Origin of the sequence: Collinsella tanakaei (genome assembly GCF_021531055.1) — a bacterium.
GTDB lineage: Bacteria > Actinomycetota > Coriobacteriia > Coriobacteriales > Coriobacteriaceae > Collinsella > Collinsella tanakaei_B.
Genome location: NZ_JADYTL010000008.1, coordinates 101,876 through 119,365 on the forward strand (window position 1 = coordinate 101,876; position 17,490 = coordinate 119,365).

Annotated in this window: 19 protein-coding genes; 10 read left to right on the forward strand and 9 right to left on the reverse strand. The window is 60.8% G+C overall.

The features are described 5' to 3' along the window. Positions 1 to 47: 47 nt before the first annotated feature. The 6 genes from I6E04_RS08550 (at position 48) to I6E04_RS09830 (ending at position 2,514) form a co-directional block, all read left to right on the forward strand. Positions 48 to 671: a hypothetical protein gene (locus I6E04_RS08550; protein ID WP_087316681.1), complete on the forward strand. Its 624-nt coding sequence runs from the start codon at positions 48 to 50 to the stop codon at positions 669 to 671. A 208-nt stretch (positions 672 to 879) separates the two neighbouring features. After that, positions 880 to 1,095: a hypothetical protein gene (locus tag I6E04_RS08555; protein ID WP_235422774.1), complete on the forward strand. Its 216-nt coding sequence runs from the start codon at positions 880 to 882 to the stop codon at positions 1,093 to 1,095. Then, on the forward strand, positions 1,095 to 1,319 hold the full coding sequence (locus I6E04_RS08560) for a hypothetical protein (RefSeq protein ID WP_235422775.1): 225 nt from the start codon (positions 1,095 to 1,097) through the stop codon (positions 1,317 to 1,319). Before I6E04_RS08555 ends, I6E04_RS08560 begins: the two co-directional genes overlap by 1 nt. Then, on the forward strand, positions 1,312 to 1,455 hold the full coding sequence (locus tag I6E04_RS08565; protein ID WP_204541780.1) for a hypothetical protein: 144 nt from the start codon (positions 1,312 to 1,314) through the stop codon (positions 1,453 to 1,455). Before I6E04_RS08560 ends, I6E04_RS08565 begins: the two co-directional genes overlap by 8 nt. Continuing rightward, positions 1,445 to 2,395, forward strand: a complete 951-nt coding sequence (locus I6E04_RS08570) for an N-acetylmuramoyl-L-alanine amidase (protein WP_235422776.1) — start codon at positions 1,445 to 1,447, stop codon at positions 2,393 to 2,395. The genes I6E04_RS08565 and I6E04_RS08570 overlap by 11 nt, the downstream gene beginning before the upstream one ends. Next, the gene (locus I6E04_RS09830) at positions 2,392 to 2,514 is read left to right on the forward strand and encodes a hypothetical protein (RefSeq protein WP_268830398.1); all 123 of its coding nucleotides are present in this window, start codon (positions 2,392 to 2,394) and stop codon (positions 2,512 to 2,514) included. Before I6E04_RS08570 ends, I6E04_RS09830 begins: the two co-directional genes overlap by 4 nt. A gap of 27 nt (positions 2,515 to 2,541) precedes the next feature. On the opposite strand, the gene I6E04_RS08575 is transcribed toward I6E04_RS09830, so the two are convergent. The 3 genes from I6E04_RS08575 to guaA all read right to left on the reverse strand — a co-directional run bounded on the left by I6E04_RS08575 (position 2,542) and on the right by guaA (position 5,222). Next, the gene (locus tag I6E04_RS08575) at positions 2,542 to 3,582 is read right to left on the reverse strand and encodes a DNA/RNA non-specific endonuclease (protein ID WP_235422777.1); all 1,041 of its coding nucleotides are present in this window, start codon (positions 3,580 to 3,582) and stop codon (positions 2,542 to 2,544) included. Positions 3,583 to 3,726: 144 nt separating this feature from the next. Then, positions 3,727 to 4,095, reverse strand: coding sequence for a hypothetical protein (locus I6E04_RS08580; protein ID WP_235422778.1), 369 nt, complete (start codon positions 4,093 to 4,095; stop codon positions 3,727 to 3,729). A gap of 143 nt (positions 4,096 to 4,238) precedes the next feature. Next, positions 4,239 to 5,222, reverse strand: a complete 984-nt coding sequence (gene guaA / locus I6E04_RS08585; protein WP_235422779.1) for a glutamine-hydrolyzing GMP synthase — start codon at positions 5,220 to 5,222, stop codon at positions 4,239 to 4,241. 201 nt (positions 5,223 to 5,423) lie between these two features. Here guaA and I6E04_RS08590 point away from each other — a divergent pair, with 201 nt between their 5' ends. Next, positions 5,424 to 7,361: a glycoside hydrolase family 2 protein gene (locus I6E04_RS08590; protein WP_235422780.1), complete on the forward strand. Its 1,938-nt coding sequence runs from the start codon at positions 5,424 to 5,426 to the stop codon at positions 7,359 to 7,361. 1 nt (position 7,362) lies between these two features. On the opposite strand, the gene I6E04_RS08595 is transcribed toward I6E04_RS08590, so the two are convergent. From I6E04_RS08595 to I6E04_RS08610, 4 genes are all read right to left on the reverse strand, one after another. Then, a complete protein-coding gene (locus I6E04_RS08595) occupies positions 7,363 to 9,090 on the reverse strand; it encodes a DUF2130 domain-containing protein (RefSeq protein WP_235422781.1) in 1,728 nt (575 codons plus the stop codon). Positions 9,091 to 9,186: 96 nt separating this feature from the next. Further along, complete coding sequence (locus I6E04_RS08600) at positions 9,187 to 9,513, reverse strand: HIRAN domain-containing protein (protein WP_235422782.1); 327 nt, start codon at positions 9,511 to 9,513, stop codon at positions 9,187 to 9,189. 209 nt (positions 9,514 to 9,722) lie between these two features. Then, positions 9,723 to 11,135: a lipase family protein gene (locus I6E04_RS08605; protein ID WP_235422783.1), complete on the reverse strand. Its 1,413-nt coding sequence runs from the start codon at positions 11,133 to 11,135 to the stop codon at positions 9,723 to 9,725. Between the two features lie 179 nt (positions 11,136 to 11,314). Next, a complete protein-coding gene (locus tag I6E04_RS08610; RefSeq protein ID WP_235422784.1) occupies positions 11,315 to 12,106 on the reverse strand; it encodes a 4Fe-4S binding protein in 792 nt (263 codons plus the stop codon). 331 nt (positions 12,107 to 12,437) lie between these two features. Between I6E04_RS08610 and I6E04_RS08615 the strand changes: the two genes are divergently transcribed. Further along, positions 12,438 to 13,619: a hypothetical protein gene (locus I6E04_RS08615; protein WP_235422785.1), complete on the forward strand. Its 1,182-nt coding sequence runs from the start codon at positions 12,438 to 12,440 to the stop codon at positions 13,617 to 13,619. Positions 13,620 to 13,632: 13 nt separating this feature from the next. On the opposite strand, the gene dcm is transcribed toward I6E04_RS08615, so the two are convergent. Further along, positions 13,633 to 14,913, reverse strand: coding sequence for a DNA (cytosine-5-)-methyltransferase (gene dcm, locus I6E04_RS08620; protein ID WP_235422786.1), 1,281 nt, complete (start codon positions 14,911 to 14,913; stop codon positions 13,633 to 13,635). Positions 14,914 to 15,086: 173 nt separating this feature from the next. Between dcm and I6E04_RS08625 the strand changes: the two genes are divergently transcribed. Beyond that, the gene (locus I6E04_RS08625; protein ID WP_235422787.1) at positions 15,087 to 16,589 is read left to right on the forward strand and encodes a Sau3AI family type II restriction endonuclease; all 1,503 of its coding nucleotides are present in this window, start codon (positions 15,087 to 15,089) and stop codon (positions 16,587 to 16,589) included. A 15-nt stretch (positions 16,590 to 16,604) separates the two neighbouring features. Next, positions 16,605 to 17,015, forward strand: a complete 411-nt coding sequence (locus tag I6E04_RS08630; protein ID WP_235422788.1) for a peptide deformylase — start codon at positions 16,605 to 16,607, stop codon at positions 17,013 to 17,015. A 136-nt stretch (positions 17,016 to 17,151) separates the two neighbouring features. Here I6E04_RS08630 and I6E04_RS08635 read toward each other — a convergent pair. Continuing rightward, positions 17,152 to 17,490, reverse strand: a 339-nt coding sequence (locus tag I6E04_RS08635) for a hypothetical protein (RefSeq protein WP_235422789.1), incomplete at its 5' end; no start/stop codon positions are given.

The following is a 17,490-nucleotide window of genomic DNA, read 5'->3' on the forward strand; positions in this document are numbered from 1 at the left end:
TAGGAACTATCTTTTCCGAAAAATGCCCTATATGAGAAGGAGGCCAAATGCCTAAGACTGAGATGAAGATTCCCATTCAGGGGAAATGGATGAAGAGCGTAATTAAGCGGCGTGGTTTCACTATCTATTCGCTCGGTAGATCCGTCGAACGGGGCGGAATTGGCAAAGATATCAGGACGATTCGGCGCGCCGTCTCTGAGAACAAAATCACTCCCCAGCTTCTCGACCTCATTGCCCGCGCAATAGACGTCCATCCCGACTTCCTTGCCGGCAAGTACTGCTGGACCCTTGAGCTTCCCGTCATGGACTACGAGGGCGTTAGGGACTACTGGCTCGAGAACTACCTGAATCCTGATCACTTTCCCTATATCCTTGCCGAGCAGCAGAAGCTCGGGTCCTATCGACAGCTGCTCAACACGCTGCTCATGCACGGTGTGACCAAGGAAGACTTCCTTGAGAAAAGTCGACCCGATCGCGACAAGATGGCAGACCAGCTGGACCTCGCCGTCACTAGGGTTCTGAAGCAGTGGTTCCCCTCTTGCTACCGAGGCGACACCGTCGACTACGCCGAAGCGATGGAGTGGCGTGACGAAAGGGATGTCTACGAGGCCATGCTGGAATACCTCGAAGAGAGGGGCATCGTGAAGGTCGATTACCCCGGCGAGAACTAGGCTCCCAACAGGTGCCCCAACCCAAGCGCGGCGTCACATCTCCGACGCCGCGCTTTTTTGTTACCCCGAGTCCCTACTGTGAACTCTTTTGTGAAGTGACGGAAGGCGACGCTTCTCAACATATCAGCAGCTAAACATGACCGTTTGTGACCACGGTCGACACTTCTCCCAGAAGGGCGGGGCGCTCCCGTCCAGGGAGGAGGCGCGCATGGAGTCGGTTATCGCGGCGCTCGTGACGGGGATGCTGACCCTCGCCGGGGTGCTCGTGTCCAACTCGCGCAGCCGCGCGGTCATGGAGGTCAAGATCGACAACCTGACGCGGCAGGTCGAGAAGCACAACCGCATGGTCGAGCGCACTTACGCCCTGGAGCAGGACGTCGCCGTCGTGAAGGCGGAGATCGAGAATCTGCGGAAGGGGCAATGATGGAGGCTTTCCTGACATCCAACGAGTGGCCATGGAGACTCGCGCGAACCGTCGTGCAGGGCGTGCTCGGCGTGGTCGTGGCCAACGTGGACATGCTCGTGGGCTGCGCGGTGCTGGAGCCCGAGTGGCGCGCGATCGTGGTGGCGCTCGTGATGGCCGTGCTGTCGCCGGTGATGGCAGAGCTCGGCGCGGCGCTGCCTTCGGGCGGTGGTCCCGATGAGTGACGGGCGCGAGTTCGCGAGCGAGGAGGAGCGCTGGGAGGCGCTGCGCGGCGAGGGCGTCGAGGCAGCCGCGCCCGACGGCTGGGAGCCCGACGAGGGCGAGGACGGCGGCTTCGAGGAGGTGCCCGATGGCGTATAGCATCCTCTTCAAGCAGTGCGGCTCTGACCACATGACGCGCGGGCGCTCCCGCGCGATCGACCGCATCGTGGTCCACTTCACGGCGACGCTCGCCTCCGCGCGCAACAACGCGACGTACTTCGCCCGGAACGAGGGCCAGGGCGCCTCCGCGCACTACTTCGTCGACGACATCACGCCCGAGATCTACCAGAGCGTGGCCGAGGGCGACACCGCCTGGCACGCCGGCGACTGGCAGATGAACTGCCGCGCGATCGGCATCGAGGTCGTGTCGGCCGGCGAGGACTTCAGCGCGACCGAGGTCGAGAAGCTGGGCTGGCTCGTGAGGAAGCTCATGGCCAAGTACGGCATCGGCGCCTCCGGGGTCATCCGCCACTACGACGTGACGGGCAAGCTGTGCCCCGCGCCCTACGTGGACGCTGGTAGGTGGGCGGTGCTGCGTGCGGCGATCACGGGTGGCAGCTCAAGCGCTGCTGTCAGCGGTGGGAGCGGCGGCACGCCGTCCGGGACCACGGCGGAGCTCGCGCAGGCGGTTATCCGGGGCGAGTACGGCAACGGGGACGCGCGCCGCGACGCCCTGGGCAGCCGCTACGGCGAGGTGCAGGAGGAGGTGAACCGCATCCTCGCTGGGGGCGGCTCCGTGTCGGCGCCGCAGGCTTCCGGCGACAGCGTTGACGACCTCGCTCGCCGCGTGATCGCGGGCGAGTTCGGGAACGGGAAGGCGCGGAGGGCCGCGCTGGGTGACCGCTACGCCGAGGTCCAGGCGCGCGTGAACGAGATGCTGGGCGCTGGGGGCTCCGGCGAGCAGTCTGGCGGCGCGGACGTCGAGGCGCTCGCTCAGGCCGTCATACGCGGCGAGTACGGCAACGGCGAGGAGCGAAAGCGCCGACTGGGCTCGCTCTACGACGCCGTGCAGGCCCGCGTGAACGAGATCCTGCTGTGACGCGGGAGGACGTGGGCTGGGGGCTCGCCGTGGCGCTCTCGGTCGTGCTCATCGTCGCCGTGCTGCCGCTCGTGCCGGTCATGTGGCTGGCGGGCAGGCTGGGCGACCGGATCGGGTGAGCCGGGGCCCCGCGAGGGGCCCCTTCGTCACGGGTTGCAGTTGCCGCAGGGGTCGTAGCCCTGGGCGATGACGTCGTCTCGCGTGTCGGTTACGGTCTGCTTGTTCTTCTCGCTCATGCGGTCTACGGACGAGCACTCGGGATAGTGGAACTTCCTCGTGTTGGTGTTGAGGACGTAGGTGCGCTCCTCCCCCTGCGTCGTGGCCTCGGGGGCCTGGGCCTCCGGGGCCTCCTCGCGCCAGCTCTCGCCCGTGGCGTAGTCGATGCCGACGCCCGGCTGGACGTTGTAGCAGAAGACGTTGAAGGCGACGCCCATGCCGGCGTCGTCGAGCGAGCGCGCCTCCATGTGGACGCCCCGGCAGACGAGCTCGTCTCCGACGAAGACGGGCTCGACGCGGTAGAGGACGTGGCCTCCCGTGCGGTCCACGTAGTCGGCGACCTCGTTCTCGAAGGGGAGCATGCCCTCCGTGTTCATGTAGCGGGTGCCGGTGACGAGGTTCTCCTCGTTAGCGTTCTCGGCGGTGAGCTGCCAGCCGATGAGGTGGCAGCGGTTGTAGAGGTAGCGTCCGTCCACGAGGTCGTCGTAGCGCACGGTGTGCCAGCCGGTGGGCTTGACCATGCCAATGCTGCCGCGCTCCTCGCCCTCGGCGGGCATGGTGGACGGACTCACCACGGCGACGGCGGCGCCGCAGCGGCCGAGCTCGTCGAGCGGGGCATAGGACTCGCTCTGGGCGGGGATGTCATCCTCGCCGATGGTGGGGACGTTGTCGTTGATCGCGGCGTAGGGGCTGCCGTCGTAGGCGGGGACCTGGGAGAGGTCGAAGACGACGGGCTCCGCCAGCTGCCCGCCATCGGACGGCGCCGGCTCTGGTGCCCCCGGTTCCTCAGGGTCCTCCGTCGCCTGGGCGGGTTGCTCCTGGCTTGCCGGTGCCTCGGCCGAGCCGGTGGCGGGGGCCTCGTCCCCCGAGCATGCCGGGAGCACGAGGAGAGCGAGCACGAGGAGCGCGGTGAGAAGGATGCCGCGCGCTTTCTCAATCCGCTCGGTGAATTCGCTCGCCGCGTTTCTCATCTTCTGCTCCCTTCGTTGCTGCATAGGGTAATTATCCTCCCGCTCGGGGCATTCTTCGAGCGGAGCGTCACTTCTCGGCACTTCACAAAGCTATACACAGGGACGCCCCCGCATCCCGTTGGTTGGATGCGGGGGCGCCAGTCGCTAGAAGGTCGGCCTGTCGCGGTGCCGCGGGCCGTCCATGAGCATGCGGTACCACCAGTCGCGGTCTTTGTACCCGCTTTGACCGAGGCTGTCGAGGAGCTTCGTCTGTTCGACTTCCCCAAGCTCCGCAAAGCTGTCCCTCATGTCGTTTTCCATGGCGACCTTGCTTCTGATCATGTCGTCCAAGATCTCCCTGAGTTCATCGATGTCGAAGCTCTGCGGGGAGATCTCGACGAGCTCCGCACGAAAGTGTGCGTAGTCCTCGAGTTCCATCATTTCCTTAAGTTCTTTCTCACTCATCATGGGCTCCTCCGTTTCCGTATTGATTGGCTTTAACCTTGCCCCCACCTCTCCGAAGCCCTCTTCCATGGAAGAATTCATGGAAGAATCATCCCGAACGGAGCGTTTTGAAGTGAGAGAAAGGGTTTTCCTCCTTCGGAGAAAAACCCTTTCTTACCTGCGAAAATGTTGGTTTCTGGTTCAGAGCGTTGCGAAGCGTCAGACCTCGAAAATCACTCCCACTCGATCGTGCCGACGGGCTTCGGTGTGAGATCGTAAGTAACGCGGCAGATGCTCGGCACCTCGGCGAGAATGCAGTCGGTGATCTTCTTGAGCAGCGCCCAATCGAGCTCCGGCACCGTTGCGGTCATGGCATCCACCGTGTTCACGGCACGGATGATCGCCGGCCACGCATAGAGGCGCTTGCCATCGCGCACGCCCGTGGCGCGCATGTCCGGCACCACCACGAAGTACTGCCACACCTTACCGGCGAGCCCGGCGTTGGCGAACTCCTCGCGCAGGATGGCATCTGCCTCGCGCAGGGCTGCCAAGCGGTCGCGCGTGATGGCGCCGAGGCACCGCACGCCCAGGCCGGGGCCGGGGAACGGCTGGCGCTCGACCATGGACTCGGGCAGTCCGAGCTCGCGGCCGACGACGCGCACCTCATCCTTGAAGAGCAGGCGCACGGGCTCCACGAGCTCGAACTGCAGGTCGTCGGGCAGGCCGCCCACGTTGTGGTGGGCCTTCACGCCGTCGGACTCGAGGATGTCGGGGTAGATGGTGCCCTGCGCCAGGAAGCTCACCTGGTCGCCGACCTTGCGGGCCTCCTCCTCGAACACGCGGATGAACTCGGCGCCGATGATCTTACGCTTCTTCTCGGGCTCCTCCACGCCGGCGAGCAAATCGAGGAAGCGGTCCGTGGCATCCACGTAGACGAGATTCGCGTCCATCTGGTTCTTGAACACGTCGATGACCTGCTCGGACTCGCCCTTGCGCATGAGGCCATGGTTCACGTGCACGCAGATGAGCTGCTTGCCCACCGCCTTGATGAGCAGTGCCGCGACCACGGAGGAGTCGACGCCGCCCGAGAGCGCCAACAGCACGTTCTTGTCGCCGATCTGCTCACGGCACGCCGCCACCTGCTCGTCGATGAACGCCTGCGCGAGCTCGGGCGTGGTGATGCGGACCATGTCGTCGGGACGCTTGTTGGGATCCATGGGCTCCTCCTTTGCCGAAAATGACCGTTACCGCGCATTGTATCCGAGACGAGGGTTCGCATCACCGCCGCGTCCGGCAGCCGCACGGTCCTTTCTGCCAGCGGAGACGCGCATATCGCAGGTGCATGCGACACCGTGCGAGCTGGTACCATGACAGCAGACGATCACACCGGACGCCCCGCACCACCGAAGGGAAATCCCATGCTCGACGTATGCCGCGTGCTCAAAAGCGCCGTTGCGCCCAAGCCAGGCGAGCTGACACCGCTGATCACCCCTTGGGGCGAGCAGCTCGATCGCGCCCACCCTCTACCGGAGCATCCCCGCCCCACCCTCGTGCGCGACCGATGGGCATCGCTCAACGGCCCGTGGGAATACGCATTCGCCACACTCGATCATGCCGAGCGCGATCGCACCCTCACCGCCCGCGAGGCGACCGAGACGGTCCGCACGGCGCGCATGCCGCATGCATTCGATGGCACCATCACCGTGCCGTTCTCCCCCGAGGCGCCCTTGTCCGGTGTCGGCCGTGTGCTTTCGCCACGCGAGCTGCTTTGGTACCGACGCAGCTTCGAGATGCCCGCGCTCAGCTCACACGAGCGCCTCATCGTGCACTTCGAAGCGGTCGACTGGATCTGCGCGCTGTTCGTGAACGGTCGACTCGCGGCGACGCACCAAGGCGGCTATCTCCCCTTCTCCCTCGACATCACGCCGTTTCTCGCCGGCGCCGATACCGACATCGAGCTTGCGCTCTGCGTCTACGATCCCAGCGACGCCGGCACGCAACCGCGCGGCAAACAGCGCCTCGAGTCGAACGGCATCTGGTACACGCCGCAAAGTGGAATCTGGCAAAGCGTATGGTACGAGGTCGTTCCCGACGCTTACGTAGCATCGCTCACACTCGACGGCGCAGCAGACGGAACGCTGCGCATAGACGCCCTCATTTGCGATCCGGATGCTCGGCTCGATGACGATTCGCAGCTCGTCGTATCCGTCAGCGACCACACGGGCACCGCAGTCGCCCGCGGCATCCTCGCGCTCGTGCGGACTGACCGCACGCATGATGCGTGGGAAGTGCACGGAAACATCCTTGTGGAGCGCCCGCACCTGTGGCGCCCCGACGACCCGTACCTCTACGATGTCCGAGCAGCACTCATCCCGAAGGCAGACGAAGCCCCCGTGGATTCCGCGAGCAGCTACTGCGGCCTTCGCTCCGTCGAGATACGACGCGACCGCGAGGGCATCCCCCGCTTCTTCCTCAACGGTGAGCCGCTGTTCCTCAAAGGGGTGCTCGACCAGGGTTACTGGCCCGACGGCCTCATGACCGCCCCGTCCGATGCGGCCCTTGTCCACGATATCGAGCAGCTCAAAGATGCCGGTTTCAACATGCTTCGCAAGCACATCAAGGTCGAGGTGGCGCGCTGGTACTATCACTGCGATCGCATAGGCATGCTCGTATGGCAAGACGCGGTATCTGGTGGAAGCTCCTATAGCCCGTGGTACTCAAGCCGCAGGCCCACGCTGTTCTCCGCATCCTGGGGCGCCTTCCGTGACGACACGCCCAGACACCGCCGCGCGCTTGCCGCAGATGACGAAGAATATCGCACCGAATGGCGCGAGACCTGCACCGGTATGGTCAACCTGCTTGCCGGCCATCCGTCGATCGTCACCTGGGTGCTGTTCAACGAAGGCTGGGGCCAGTTCGACGCGAACAAGGCCGCCGAGCAGGTTCACCAACTCGACCCGTCACGCCCCATCGACGCTGTGAGCGGCTGGTATGACCAACATTGCGGAGACTACCTTTCGCACCACAACTACTTCCGTCCACTCACCGTCGGCCGGGATCGTCATGCACTTCAAGGTTACGCCGCCGACCGTGGATGCCGGGCATTCGTGATATCGGAGTTCGGCGGTTGGACGCAGCGCATCGAGGGACATGCCGCCACGGCGAGCAGCTACGGCTATGGCAACTTCGGTGCCGTGGACGCTTGGCGTGAGGCGGTGCACCAAACGCTCGCACAGGCCGAAGCGCTCGCACCTCGCGGCCTTGCCGGCTACGTCTACACGCAGCTTTCAGACGTGGAGGGCGAGCTCAACGGCATCCTCACCTACGACCGGCGCGTCAACAAGCTCCTCGGCTAGCCTATTCGTCCTCGCCGTGAGCCTCGACCTCGGCACTATCCGCAGCATCCGCATCCTCCGTGCCCGCCGCGCCACGCGCTTCGTCGAACTTCGCCTTCATCGTGGGATTTCCCCACGTGAGCTTGCGAATCGTGAGCCCCTGGGCCTTGTCGTTGGCCAGACGCAGGTTGTTCTCGGACGAGATCAGGTTGTCCTTCACCTTCTGCAGGTGCTTGATGGTGGTGTCGATCTCGTCGATCGCGGTCTGGAACTTACGGCTCGCCAGCTCGAAATTCTTGGAGAATCCATCCTGGAACTTGCCGAGCTTCTCCTCGAACTTCGTCACATCGATGTTCTGCTGGCGCACGATGGCGAGCTCCTGCTTGTACTTCAGCGAGTTCAGGGCGGCATTGCGCAGCAGCGTGATGATGGGGATGAAGAACTGGGGACGGATCACGTACATCTTGGGATACCGGTAGCCCACGTCGACGATACCCGCGTTGTACAGCTCGCTTTCGGGTTCGAGCAGGCTCACGAGGATCGCGTATTCGCAGCCCTTCTTAGTGCGATCCGTATCGAGCTTCTTGAAGAAGTCCTCGTTTTTGTGCTTGGTCGCCGTGGCGTCGTTCTCGTTTTTCATCTCGAACATGATCGAGATGATCTCGTTACCGTCCTCGTCAGTCTCACGGAAGATGAAGTCGCCCTTGGTGCCCTCGGACGCATCGTTATCTTTCTCGAAATAGGCGTGGGGAAACGCCGTCATGCGCAGGCGGTTGAACTCGGTCTCGCAGTGCTGCTCGAGCGACTCCCCCACCATCTTGGTGGACAGGCGGACCTTCATGTCCTTCAGGCGCTCGATCTCGTCGTCCTTGTAGCGCAGCAGCTCCTCGGTGTTCTTGCGAACCTGGGCGAGCTCGAGGCTATGCGCCGTCTCCATCTGCTGCTTTTCGGCGTCGCGCACCGCCAGCTCGCGGGCAAGCTCGGCACGTGCCTCATCGCGCTCGCGCTCCGATGCGGCGACCGCCTGCGTCACCGCGAGCTCACGCTCGGCGGAACCGGCGGCAAGCTGCTGCTTGAGCTCGGCGATCTGGGCATCGCGGTCGGACAGGCTGCGCTGGTACTCCTCGCGCGCGGCGTTCTCCGCCGCCCGCGCCTCCTCACGCGCCTGCGAGCCGGCCTGCTGCACCGCCATGCTCTGCGCATCGGCGGCCGCGGCCAGTTTCGCGTTCAGCTCCGCGATCTGCGCGTCGCGCGCGGCGATGTCGCGCTCGAGTTCCTGACGTGCGCTCGCCTGCTCCAAGGCCGATGCGTCCTGCTGCTGCTTGAGCTGCGCCTGGAGTTGGTCGATCGTGCGCTGAAGCTCGGCCGACGTCTTACCCGCCTGCTCGCGCGCCTCCGCTGCCGCCTTGTCGCTCGCAAGGGCACGCTCCTGCTCTGCCGAGGTGAGCTTGGCGGTCAGCTCGGCGATCTTCGCGTCACGTTCGGACAGGCTGTCGGCAAGCTGACCGGCGGCAGTCGCCTTGAGCTCGGCGACTTGCGCGTCATGCTCAGCCTGGATGCTCTGGATGCGCTTGTCGGCCTCGGAGCGCTCCAGCTGGAGCGCCTGCTCGTGCTCGCGGTGCATGATCGCCTCGCGCTCATGGAGGTCATGCGAAAACTGCTCGTCGCGTACCTGACGCACGATGTCCGCATAGCTGTTCTCATCGACCGTAAAGACGGCACCGCACTTCGGGCACTTGATCTCGTTCATATCCGCACTCCTCGTCTGCACGTCGCGCTTCTCATCCGAATGCTACTACACCCATACCGCATACCAAAGCCGGCAGCTCGCTTGCGCGCTCGGCGATCAGCGGGCGTCCGTCACGTACAGGCCGGCGCGCACCTGATGCCACGGGCTCCGCTCGGGTGCCACCTGCTGCACGCGGCACTCGAACGCATCGCCGTGCCCGAAGAACAACATGGTCGAGAGGAACTCGTTGTGATCTGCCGGCACGTATCCCAGCTTGACGCCGTCGAATCGCACCGCGACCGCCGCGGGATCATGCGGGCTGTCCGTCTCGGGCACGAGCGTGAGCTTTGCGCCCGGCTTCAGCTGGTCGAGCACGGTCGCACCATCCCAGTACTGGAATCCCGCGACATGGAACGAAAAGAGATTGCGTGACGGTTCGTACATGATGGCCTCCTTGGCTCGTAAGTGCCCCGCATGCGTGGGCATTTCCCCATGCCATCAATCTACAACCCCGCGTGGACATATAATCGCCCATCGCCTATGTGCAACGGAAACGGGCCCGACCGCACGCCACACGTGTGCAGTCGGACCCGTCCCCGTTGTCGCCCGGCAAGGCGGTGCGCTGTCATCGTCACGCACAGTGGCAAGCGTTCTTACTCCTCGTCCGCGCGCAGGTCGTCGGCGTCGATCGCCTGTATCCAGGCGATGTAGACGTTGGGATAGTGACCGTAGAGGACCTGCATGGGGTCGACGTCGGCCAACAGGTCGTGCACGAGCGAGGCGATGCCGCCCACCGTGGTGATGTCGTCGGCCGTCGGCACCTCGCGCGCGATGTCCTCGATCAGCTTGTCCACGCGCTCGCGGTCCTCGGGCACATACGGGCTCTCAGTGCCCACGTTGGCCTTGAACGCCGCGCGCATCTCGTCGTAATGCTCGTTGAACGCCTCGTCGCCGTAGCCGGGCAGCCACAGGTCGTGGCCGTAGCGGGCGTATCCCCAGGCCGCCAGCGGCAGACGCGGCACCATGTCGCTCGGGTTCATGATGTTGAAGATGTTGTCGTACAGCTCGTCGTGCACGTTGCCGAACTCCGTGACCTCCGGCGTGGCGAACGTGTAGCAGTAGATGTTCTCCAGCGGCGCGAGCACGCGCAGGCCGGTGGTCATGTCGTCGGCGTACGACGCGGCGAGGTTCGCCGTCGCGGCGCCGCGGGAGTGACCCGTGAACAGCAGGGCGACGTCATCGCCGCCACCGTCCTCGGACAGACGCTCGGCCAGATCGTTTACGATCTCGTCGGCGGCGCGCATGAAGCCCTCGTGATCGATGGCGTCCATCTCGTAGTCGGCCGCGTCGCCCATGTTGAAGTCGCTCAACCACTCGGACCCGTAGCTGCCGCGCACGGAGACCAGGTAGAGGGTCTTCTCGGCGCCGTCGGTGTTCTTCACGCGCTTGGTGGCGACCGAGTACGCCACGACGTCGTCCGTGCCGGCGAAGAAGTCGACGATCTCGTCGAACACCTCGCTGCGATACTGGTAGGACGCGGTCGAGATGTCATCGAAGCCGAGCGCGGCGAGGGCCTGTTCCATGTAGGCGGGTGCGTTGGATCCGGCCTGGTAGTAGCCCGATTCCGAGTTGGCGATGGCCGAGAGCACCGAGCACGTGGTGGCGAGCTCGTGGTTGTAGACGGTCGGATCCTCGAAGAACCACGCGTCATCCCATGCTATGTCGGTCGCCACCTGGTGGCCGTCGGTCTCGGCCATGCTCGTGTACTCCACGTGCGCCGTGAAGGCGCCGGTACGGCCGGAGGAATCCTCGAGGGCTTCGGGCGCACTCGGGGCCTGAACCGCGCCGAGACCCAAGCGCTCCTGCTCCTGGCGATGGTGGACGGCCACGTTGACGGCGATGGCCGATCCGATCACCAGCACGGCGAGCACCGCCATGATGCGGACGAGCCATGTGTGGCGGCGGTAGAACGAGGGACGCTTCGCGGGCGACTCCGACTCCTTGACGTCCGTCTTGGGCGCCTGCTCGTCTTGGATGCGCTGCTTGTCCTCTGCGGTCGATGCCATGATCCGTCGCCTTCCCGTCGGCGGTTTTCCTGCAATGCACGGGACATCCCATGCCCTCGTGCGCTGTAACCTTACAGCATATCGGAACGGTGCGTCCGCCTTGGAGTGGACGGACGATCATCAACCTTTGTTTGTCACTGCCGTGACCGGCTAGCATGAAAAGCGGGTGGCGGACTCTTCTATCCGATGACGTAGGACTCGACACGCGGCGCCAGACGCTCGGCAAAGGCAGCGCGCGTTGCCGCAAGGTCATCGCCACCCGTAAGCGCCCGTGCCCCAACAGGACAGTCCACGATACAGCGCATGCAGGTGATGCACGCATCGGCGTCGGTGTGCGCGGGGGCCGCGGGGTCGATGGCACCTGCCGGACACGAACGTGCGCAAAGGCCGCAGCTGGTGCATGCATCGGCGTCCGCCTGCGCTCGGAACGGAGAGCCGGCAAAGTCGCGGTACGGGCGGTTGCCGGGGATGTCGACCAGCTCGGCATCGCGGGGGTTGGAGGCACGGGCGAGCCTGTCGAGCGCCGTGCGGGCCAACACATCGACCGCGTCAAGGTCCGCCGCATCGGGGCGCCCCTGCGCCACATCGATCATCAGGGAATGGTGCGCGACGATCGCGCCCAGCGCGATGGGGATAAAGCCCTGCCCGCGCACGGTGTCCGCCAGCTCGAGGAAGGTGTCGTCCACCGCGCGGTTGCCAAAGGTGACGATGAGCACGGCGGGCGTATCGTGACCCTGGCAGCGCGCAAACTGCGCAAGCGCCGGCGCCGGCACGCGCCCGCCGAAAGACGGCACCGCGAAAACGGCAAGATCATTGGCGCCGAAGGCGGGGACATCGGAACCGTGCGGCGTGATATCGACCGCGCGGGCGGGAATGCCCGCGGCCTCGATCGCGGCGATGAAGCGATCGATGATGGCACGGGTCGTCCCCACTCCGGTGAAGTATGCGGCGGTGCAGGCGGTAGTGTTCATGTTGTCTCCCCATCCCTTGCTCATCGGCAGTCGCTGGCAAGCCATTCGAGCGCGATAAAGCCCGAGCGAAGCGCCCTCTATGCATAACCATAATAGGGCGAAGCAGCGCCGAAAAACCGATATCGCCGACGCACTACGACAGCACAGTTTTCATCCTATTGGAAGCCCGGATGCGGAATCCGGCGCTCAGCGAACGACGCTTATCGTTGCGCCCATTCCCATTACCATATAATCTAACTTACTTGGTATTGTTCTTTATTGTTTATTTACTTTTTTAATTTTTGGTCTATTATTTAATATTGTGTATGCCATGTTTCGAAAGGGGCTCGCCATGCCTGCAGGTTTCTTGTTTTCCATCAACAGCGATACCGAAAAGGCAGTCGTCGATACCGTCCGGCGCTACATCGATAAAGGAATGTATTCCACACTCATCAGTACCCAATGGAACTTACCCGCGATGTCGACCCTAGGCGACTACATCAACATGAGCGTCGGGGATAACGTTTACTTCTTTGGCAAGCGGATGATATTCGGTATTGGAGAAATCGTTGACGTCTTAGGCACAGGCGATGCCGCTTTTGAGGTTTATAAGGGCGCATCATCCCCGCAGTTCAATCCTCCCAAAGATGCGATAGTGACTCTGAAGGAACGAGAGAGGACGGAACGGTGGGGCATTGTATTCAAACCTTCACCCCATTTTTTCTTGCAGCCCATCGACATGGACGACCTCCTGAATTCCAAGCCCTCGGCTTTTCGCTCACTTCGCACGTTCCAAAAACGCTCTTTCATACAGCTTGACGACGAGGAGAATGCAGCATTTAAAGCAGCTCTAATCAGAAAGAACGAAGAGGTGCTTAACGGTACGAAACCAATAGAAGACTCGGTTTTTCCCTGCCGTTACCTAGAAACTATTCGGATGATTCACCAGCGCATGGCATCGCAAGAAGAACCACGGCCCATCAAGCTGAATGATGCGATATCGGAAGCGAGAGTCGACACCGCTGTCAAAAAGGAAATGCTTGTAGAAATCGCTCTCCTGCATGCCATTAAGCACAATGAGCCAACCGCTGTCGAAGCTTTCGGCAAATGGGATTACATCGCGCATCAAGTCGCCGCATCGCCATTCAAGCCAATCGACTATATGGATAAGATTGATGTGTTCGCCTATCGATGGATTACCGGCTATAGAGGCGAGATAATATCGAAATATGCTGTTATAGAAATCAAGAAGGGAGAGGCGGACTTATCGGAAACCTCATCTAGCACGGATTACGATCAACTTATGAAGTACGTCGACTGGGTCTGCGACCAATATGCCCATGGCGACTATTCGATGATTGAAGCTTATCTGGTAGCAAATTCGTTCTCCATAGACAATCATTCCCGCATGAAAGATACAGTTGCTCGTTCATACGTTACTGGCCATAATGCGACAACGCATTATTGGGATCAATTCCACTTGGTGGAGTATCGAGCACACCCTGATGGAACGATAACGTTCCATCAGGGATAATCAAACGCAGGAACTATTCGCTGGCAAAATCGACCAGTGCGCGACCGATTCTATGAGGAATACCTGTCACCAGAGCGTTCCCCATACAAAAGGCACGCTGCCCATCCGTCATGCCGGTATTCGTCCAACCGGCAGGAAAGCACTGAAGCTGATCGAGTTCATCCGGGACCAATCGCCTCAAACGGCCATCGGGCGTTTCGATAACGTGTTTGAACCGCGACGGCGTTGTCCCGCCCTCACCCGTCAAAATCGTTCGCGACGGTTTATCGAGAGCATCGGGGAAAGACATCGCGCCCTCGGTGTACATGTACTCATAACCGGTTTTTTTGTTTTTGCGGGGCTCCCGCTTGGCACCCTTCAGGTACTTCCAGTCTCCGAGCTTCTCTTCCCTCACGTAATACTCTTCCGGCACCTCCGACTCAGAAACAAGGACATCGCCCAAGGTCTTTCGATCTCCATGGAAATCTTCCAGGACATCCGCCGTAACAACCCGGCAGCCCTGCATCACACCCGCAGCGCGGAAAGGCGACGTCTTCATGCCCACGCCGAACTTATCGGAATTGTCTGCGGGATTCTCAAACAGTTGCAACTCAAACGACGATTCCACCGGAAGAATTGGAAACGCCTTGGCCATCACGCCGTTTGCAAGTCTTCCCTCAAGATTCCACGACTCAGGGGTCTTCTCGGCAAAGATATAAACGCGCTTCCTCCGCTGAGGAAACCCATATTCGGCGCTGTTAATCACCCTCCACTCAACAGCATAGCCCAGCGATGCCAAACACGAGAGGATGATAGCGAAATCGCGGCCGCGCTGTGATGCAGGGCTTTTGAGCAGACGATCGACGTTTTCGAAAAGACAATAGCGAGGCGCCTTTCGTCCGGGAAGATGCTTCAGCCGCAGAAACCGATAGATGTCCCACCAGAGAACGCCTTTTTTGCCCTCGATACCACTCGCCTGAGAGAGAGTGCGAGCGACCGAGTAATCTTGGCAGGGAAAACCACCGACTACCATATCCACATCGGGAATATCAATCGTGCCCGCCTCATACTCATCCAAAACGGCATGGATATCTTCATTAACAACCGAGTTTTCCCCGAAGTGAGCTTTATAGCAACGCGCAGCGAACTGGCGTCGATCTGATCCCGGTTCCCATTGATTCGCCCAAACCGTTTTGAATGGTCCCGCGGACGGCATATAAAAATCCGGATGCTCCGGATCGTCGTAGCCATCTAGCCCCAGCCTAAACCCGCCGACTCCGGCAAAGAGTTCGGCGATCTTGATTTCAGAGGACACGTTTCTCCAATCGCTACTGTGCCTTCTTACCTGTTTGCGTCCATTGTAAAAGATCGCAGGGACATTGGGAAGATCCCACATCCGATCTCCGCATGCTGCTCGTGTGACCAACCGAATGCCAACATGCCTCATACGTATACAATCAATAACAAAGATGCTCTGAAAGGACTTTCATGAACAAGGGATTCAAATTCAAACAGCTCCTTTCGCAAACAGACCTTACTGATGGAAGAAGCATCGAGCGCTACGCAGTACAACTAAAAGGAATGACTTTTCGAGACATCCTTGATTTAGATATCACGCCCCCTGACTACAGCTCGAAAAACTACAGCGAAGCTGGCTATAAAGGAGGCATGGGCAACCTCATCGAGGAACGCTTCTTCGGCTACAAGTCCAACAGCGATGAAAGGCCCGATTTTCCCGAAGCCGGAGTTGAATTAAAAGCAACCTGCTTCGATATCAGGAAAAAGGACAAGAATCCGAGCGCCGGCGAGCGACTCGTATTAACGATGATTCCTCATAACAAGCCGATAGATATAGAATTCGAATCCTCGCATCTTTGGCAGAAGTGCTCGACTATATTGCTTGTCTACTATCGTCGAGACAAGACGGTCAACAAGTACGATCAGAAAATCGAATATGTGAAGCTTTTCACTCCTCCTGCTGAAGACCTCAAAATCATTCGGGATGATTACAACAAAATCGTTTCTTATATTCAGGCAGGGCGTGCGGACGAACTCAGCGAAGGCCTTACCGTTTACCTCGGCGCGGCAACCAAAGGAGCTACTGCGGACAGCAGCATAAAGACCCAGTACTATCCACACATCGAAGCAGATGGAACCGCCACATATCGCAAGGCAAAAAAGCGCGCCTTCTCCTTCAAGCGGCAATACATGGACTACGTGCTGCACCACTACCTTATGGGAGAAAATGACAATGCGGAAGCCGTAATTGAAAAGGATGATTTTGCCGCCGTTTCTTTTGAGGACCACATCACCGATCTCATTTCCGCGCATGTCGGTAAAACTGATCGAGAGATTGCCGCCGAATATGGCATCCCATACACCGGCAAGAAAGCACAGTGGACAACCCTCGTTTACCGAATGCTCGGAATACGGAGCAACAGGGCAGAAGAGTTCATCAAAGCAGGTATATCAGCACGTGCCGTCCGTATCGAGGAGAATGGCGAGATTAAGGAAAGCCTCTCGTTTGCGCCCTTCGAATTTACCGAGCTTCTGGACGAAAACTGGGACGAATCCGTTTTCCGCTCTTACCTCGATGAGACCAAATTCTTCTTTGTTGTTTTCCGTAAGCGCAACGGACAATACTACCTGCAAGGAAGCCTCTTTTGGAATATGCCCGTCTCGGACATCGAAGGGGAGGCCAAGCAATGCTGGGTTGAAACCCAAAACACAATCAAGCGGGGCGTCGAGCTCAAAATCAAGTTCGACAGGAATGGCAAGGCCACCGTGTTCAATAATCTGCCTGGAATCTCAGATAACCGCATTGCACACGTAAGGCCGCACGCGGGAAAAGCTGCCTACAAATTTGACGGATTTTGTCGAGGAGACATCCACAAAGACGCTTCACAGTTACCGGATGGGCGTTGGATGACCAGGCAAAGTTTCTGGTTCAACAGCAGTTACGTCCTATCGATTCTTAATCAAGCCCGCTAACGTAAAGGAGCCCCGATGATCCGTCCCATCGTCACCTCTCCTATCATGCTGCGCATGCCGAGCGTCGATGCGACACCGGAGGATGCGCACATCGGTCAGGACCTGATCGATACGCTGGCCACGCACGCGCACGAATGCGTCGGCATGGCGGCAAACATGATCGGGCAGCGCAAGCGGATCATCGTGGTGCAGGATGGACCGCACGCTCTGCTCATGTACAACCCGGTCATCCTCGAACGCACCAACGAATACCAGACCGAGGAGGGCTGCCTGTCACTTCCCGGCACGCGCCCCGCAACGCGCTGGCGCCGCATCCGCGTGAGCTATCTCGACGAATCATTCCGTCCGGTCACGAAAACCTTCTCCGGCTACACCGCGCAGATCATCCAACACGAGATCGACCACTGTAACGGTGTGCTCATCTGAGACGAAAAGCCATACGGAGCCCAAACGGGAAGTCCAAGCGGACGTCGACCTTCCCGCAAAGGCAGGCTGCGCTCTACCTTTTGCAGGTTTTTCCCAGTTGTGTACCGGCGGATTTCAGACCCGCCCGAAAAGGCACTCAGCCGACGCCGTTTCCCAAGGATTTCTGCCGCACAAGCAAGCCATTTTGACCAGCGTCGGATTTCACGTGTACACAACCTGTAAAAATCTGCAGAAAAGCGGTCGCCGTCTGCCGCAAACCCCACCACGGTGCCAAAGCGCCCCTTGCGCTATCTTTTTCGCAGACGTCAATCGCCGCGCACGAAAGGAGCTGACCATGCATGACATATGGTGAGTAATCGTCCTTCTCGGTACCTGGTGTAGCGCGAATCGATACCGCCCGGCGCCCCCGCCGATATTCCCGCTCGATACCGCCGATATTCCGCATCGATACCGCCCGCGGGGGCTGCGGCGCCGG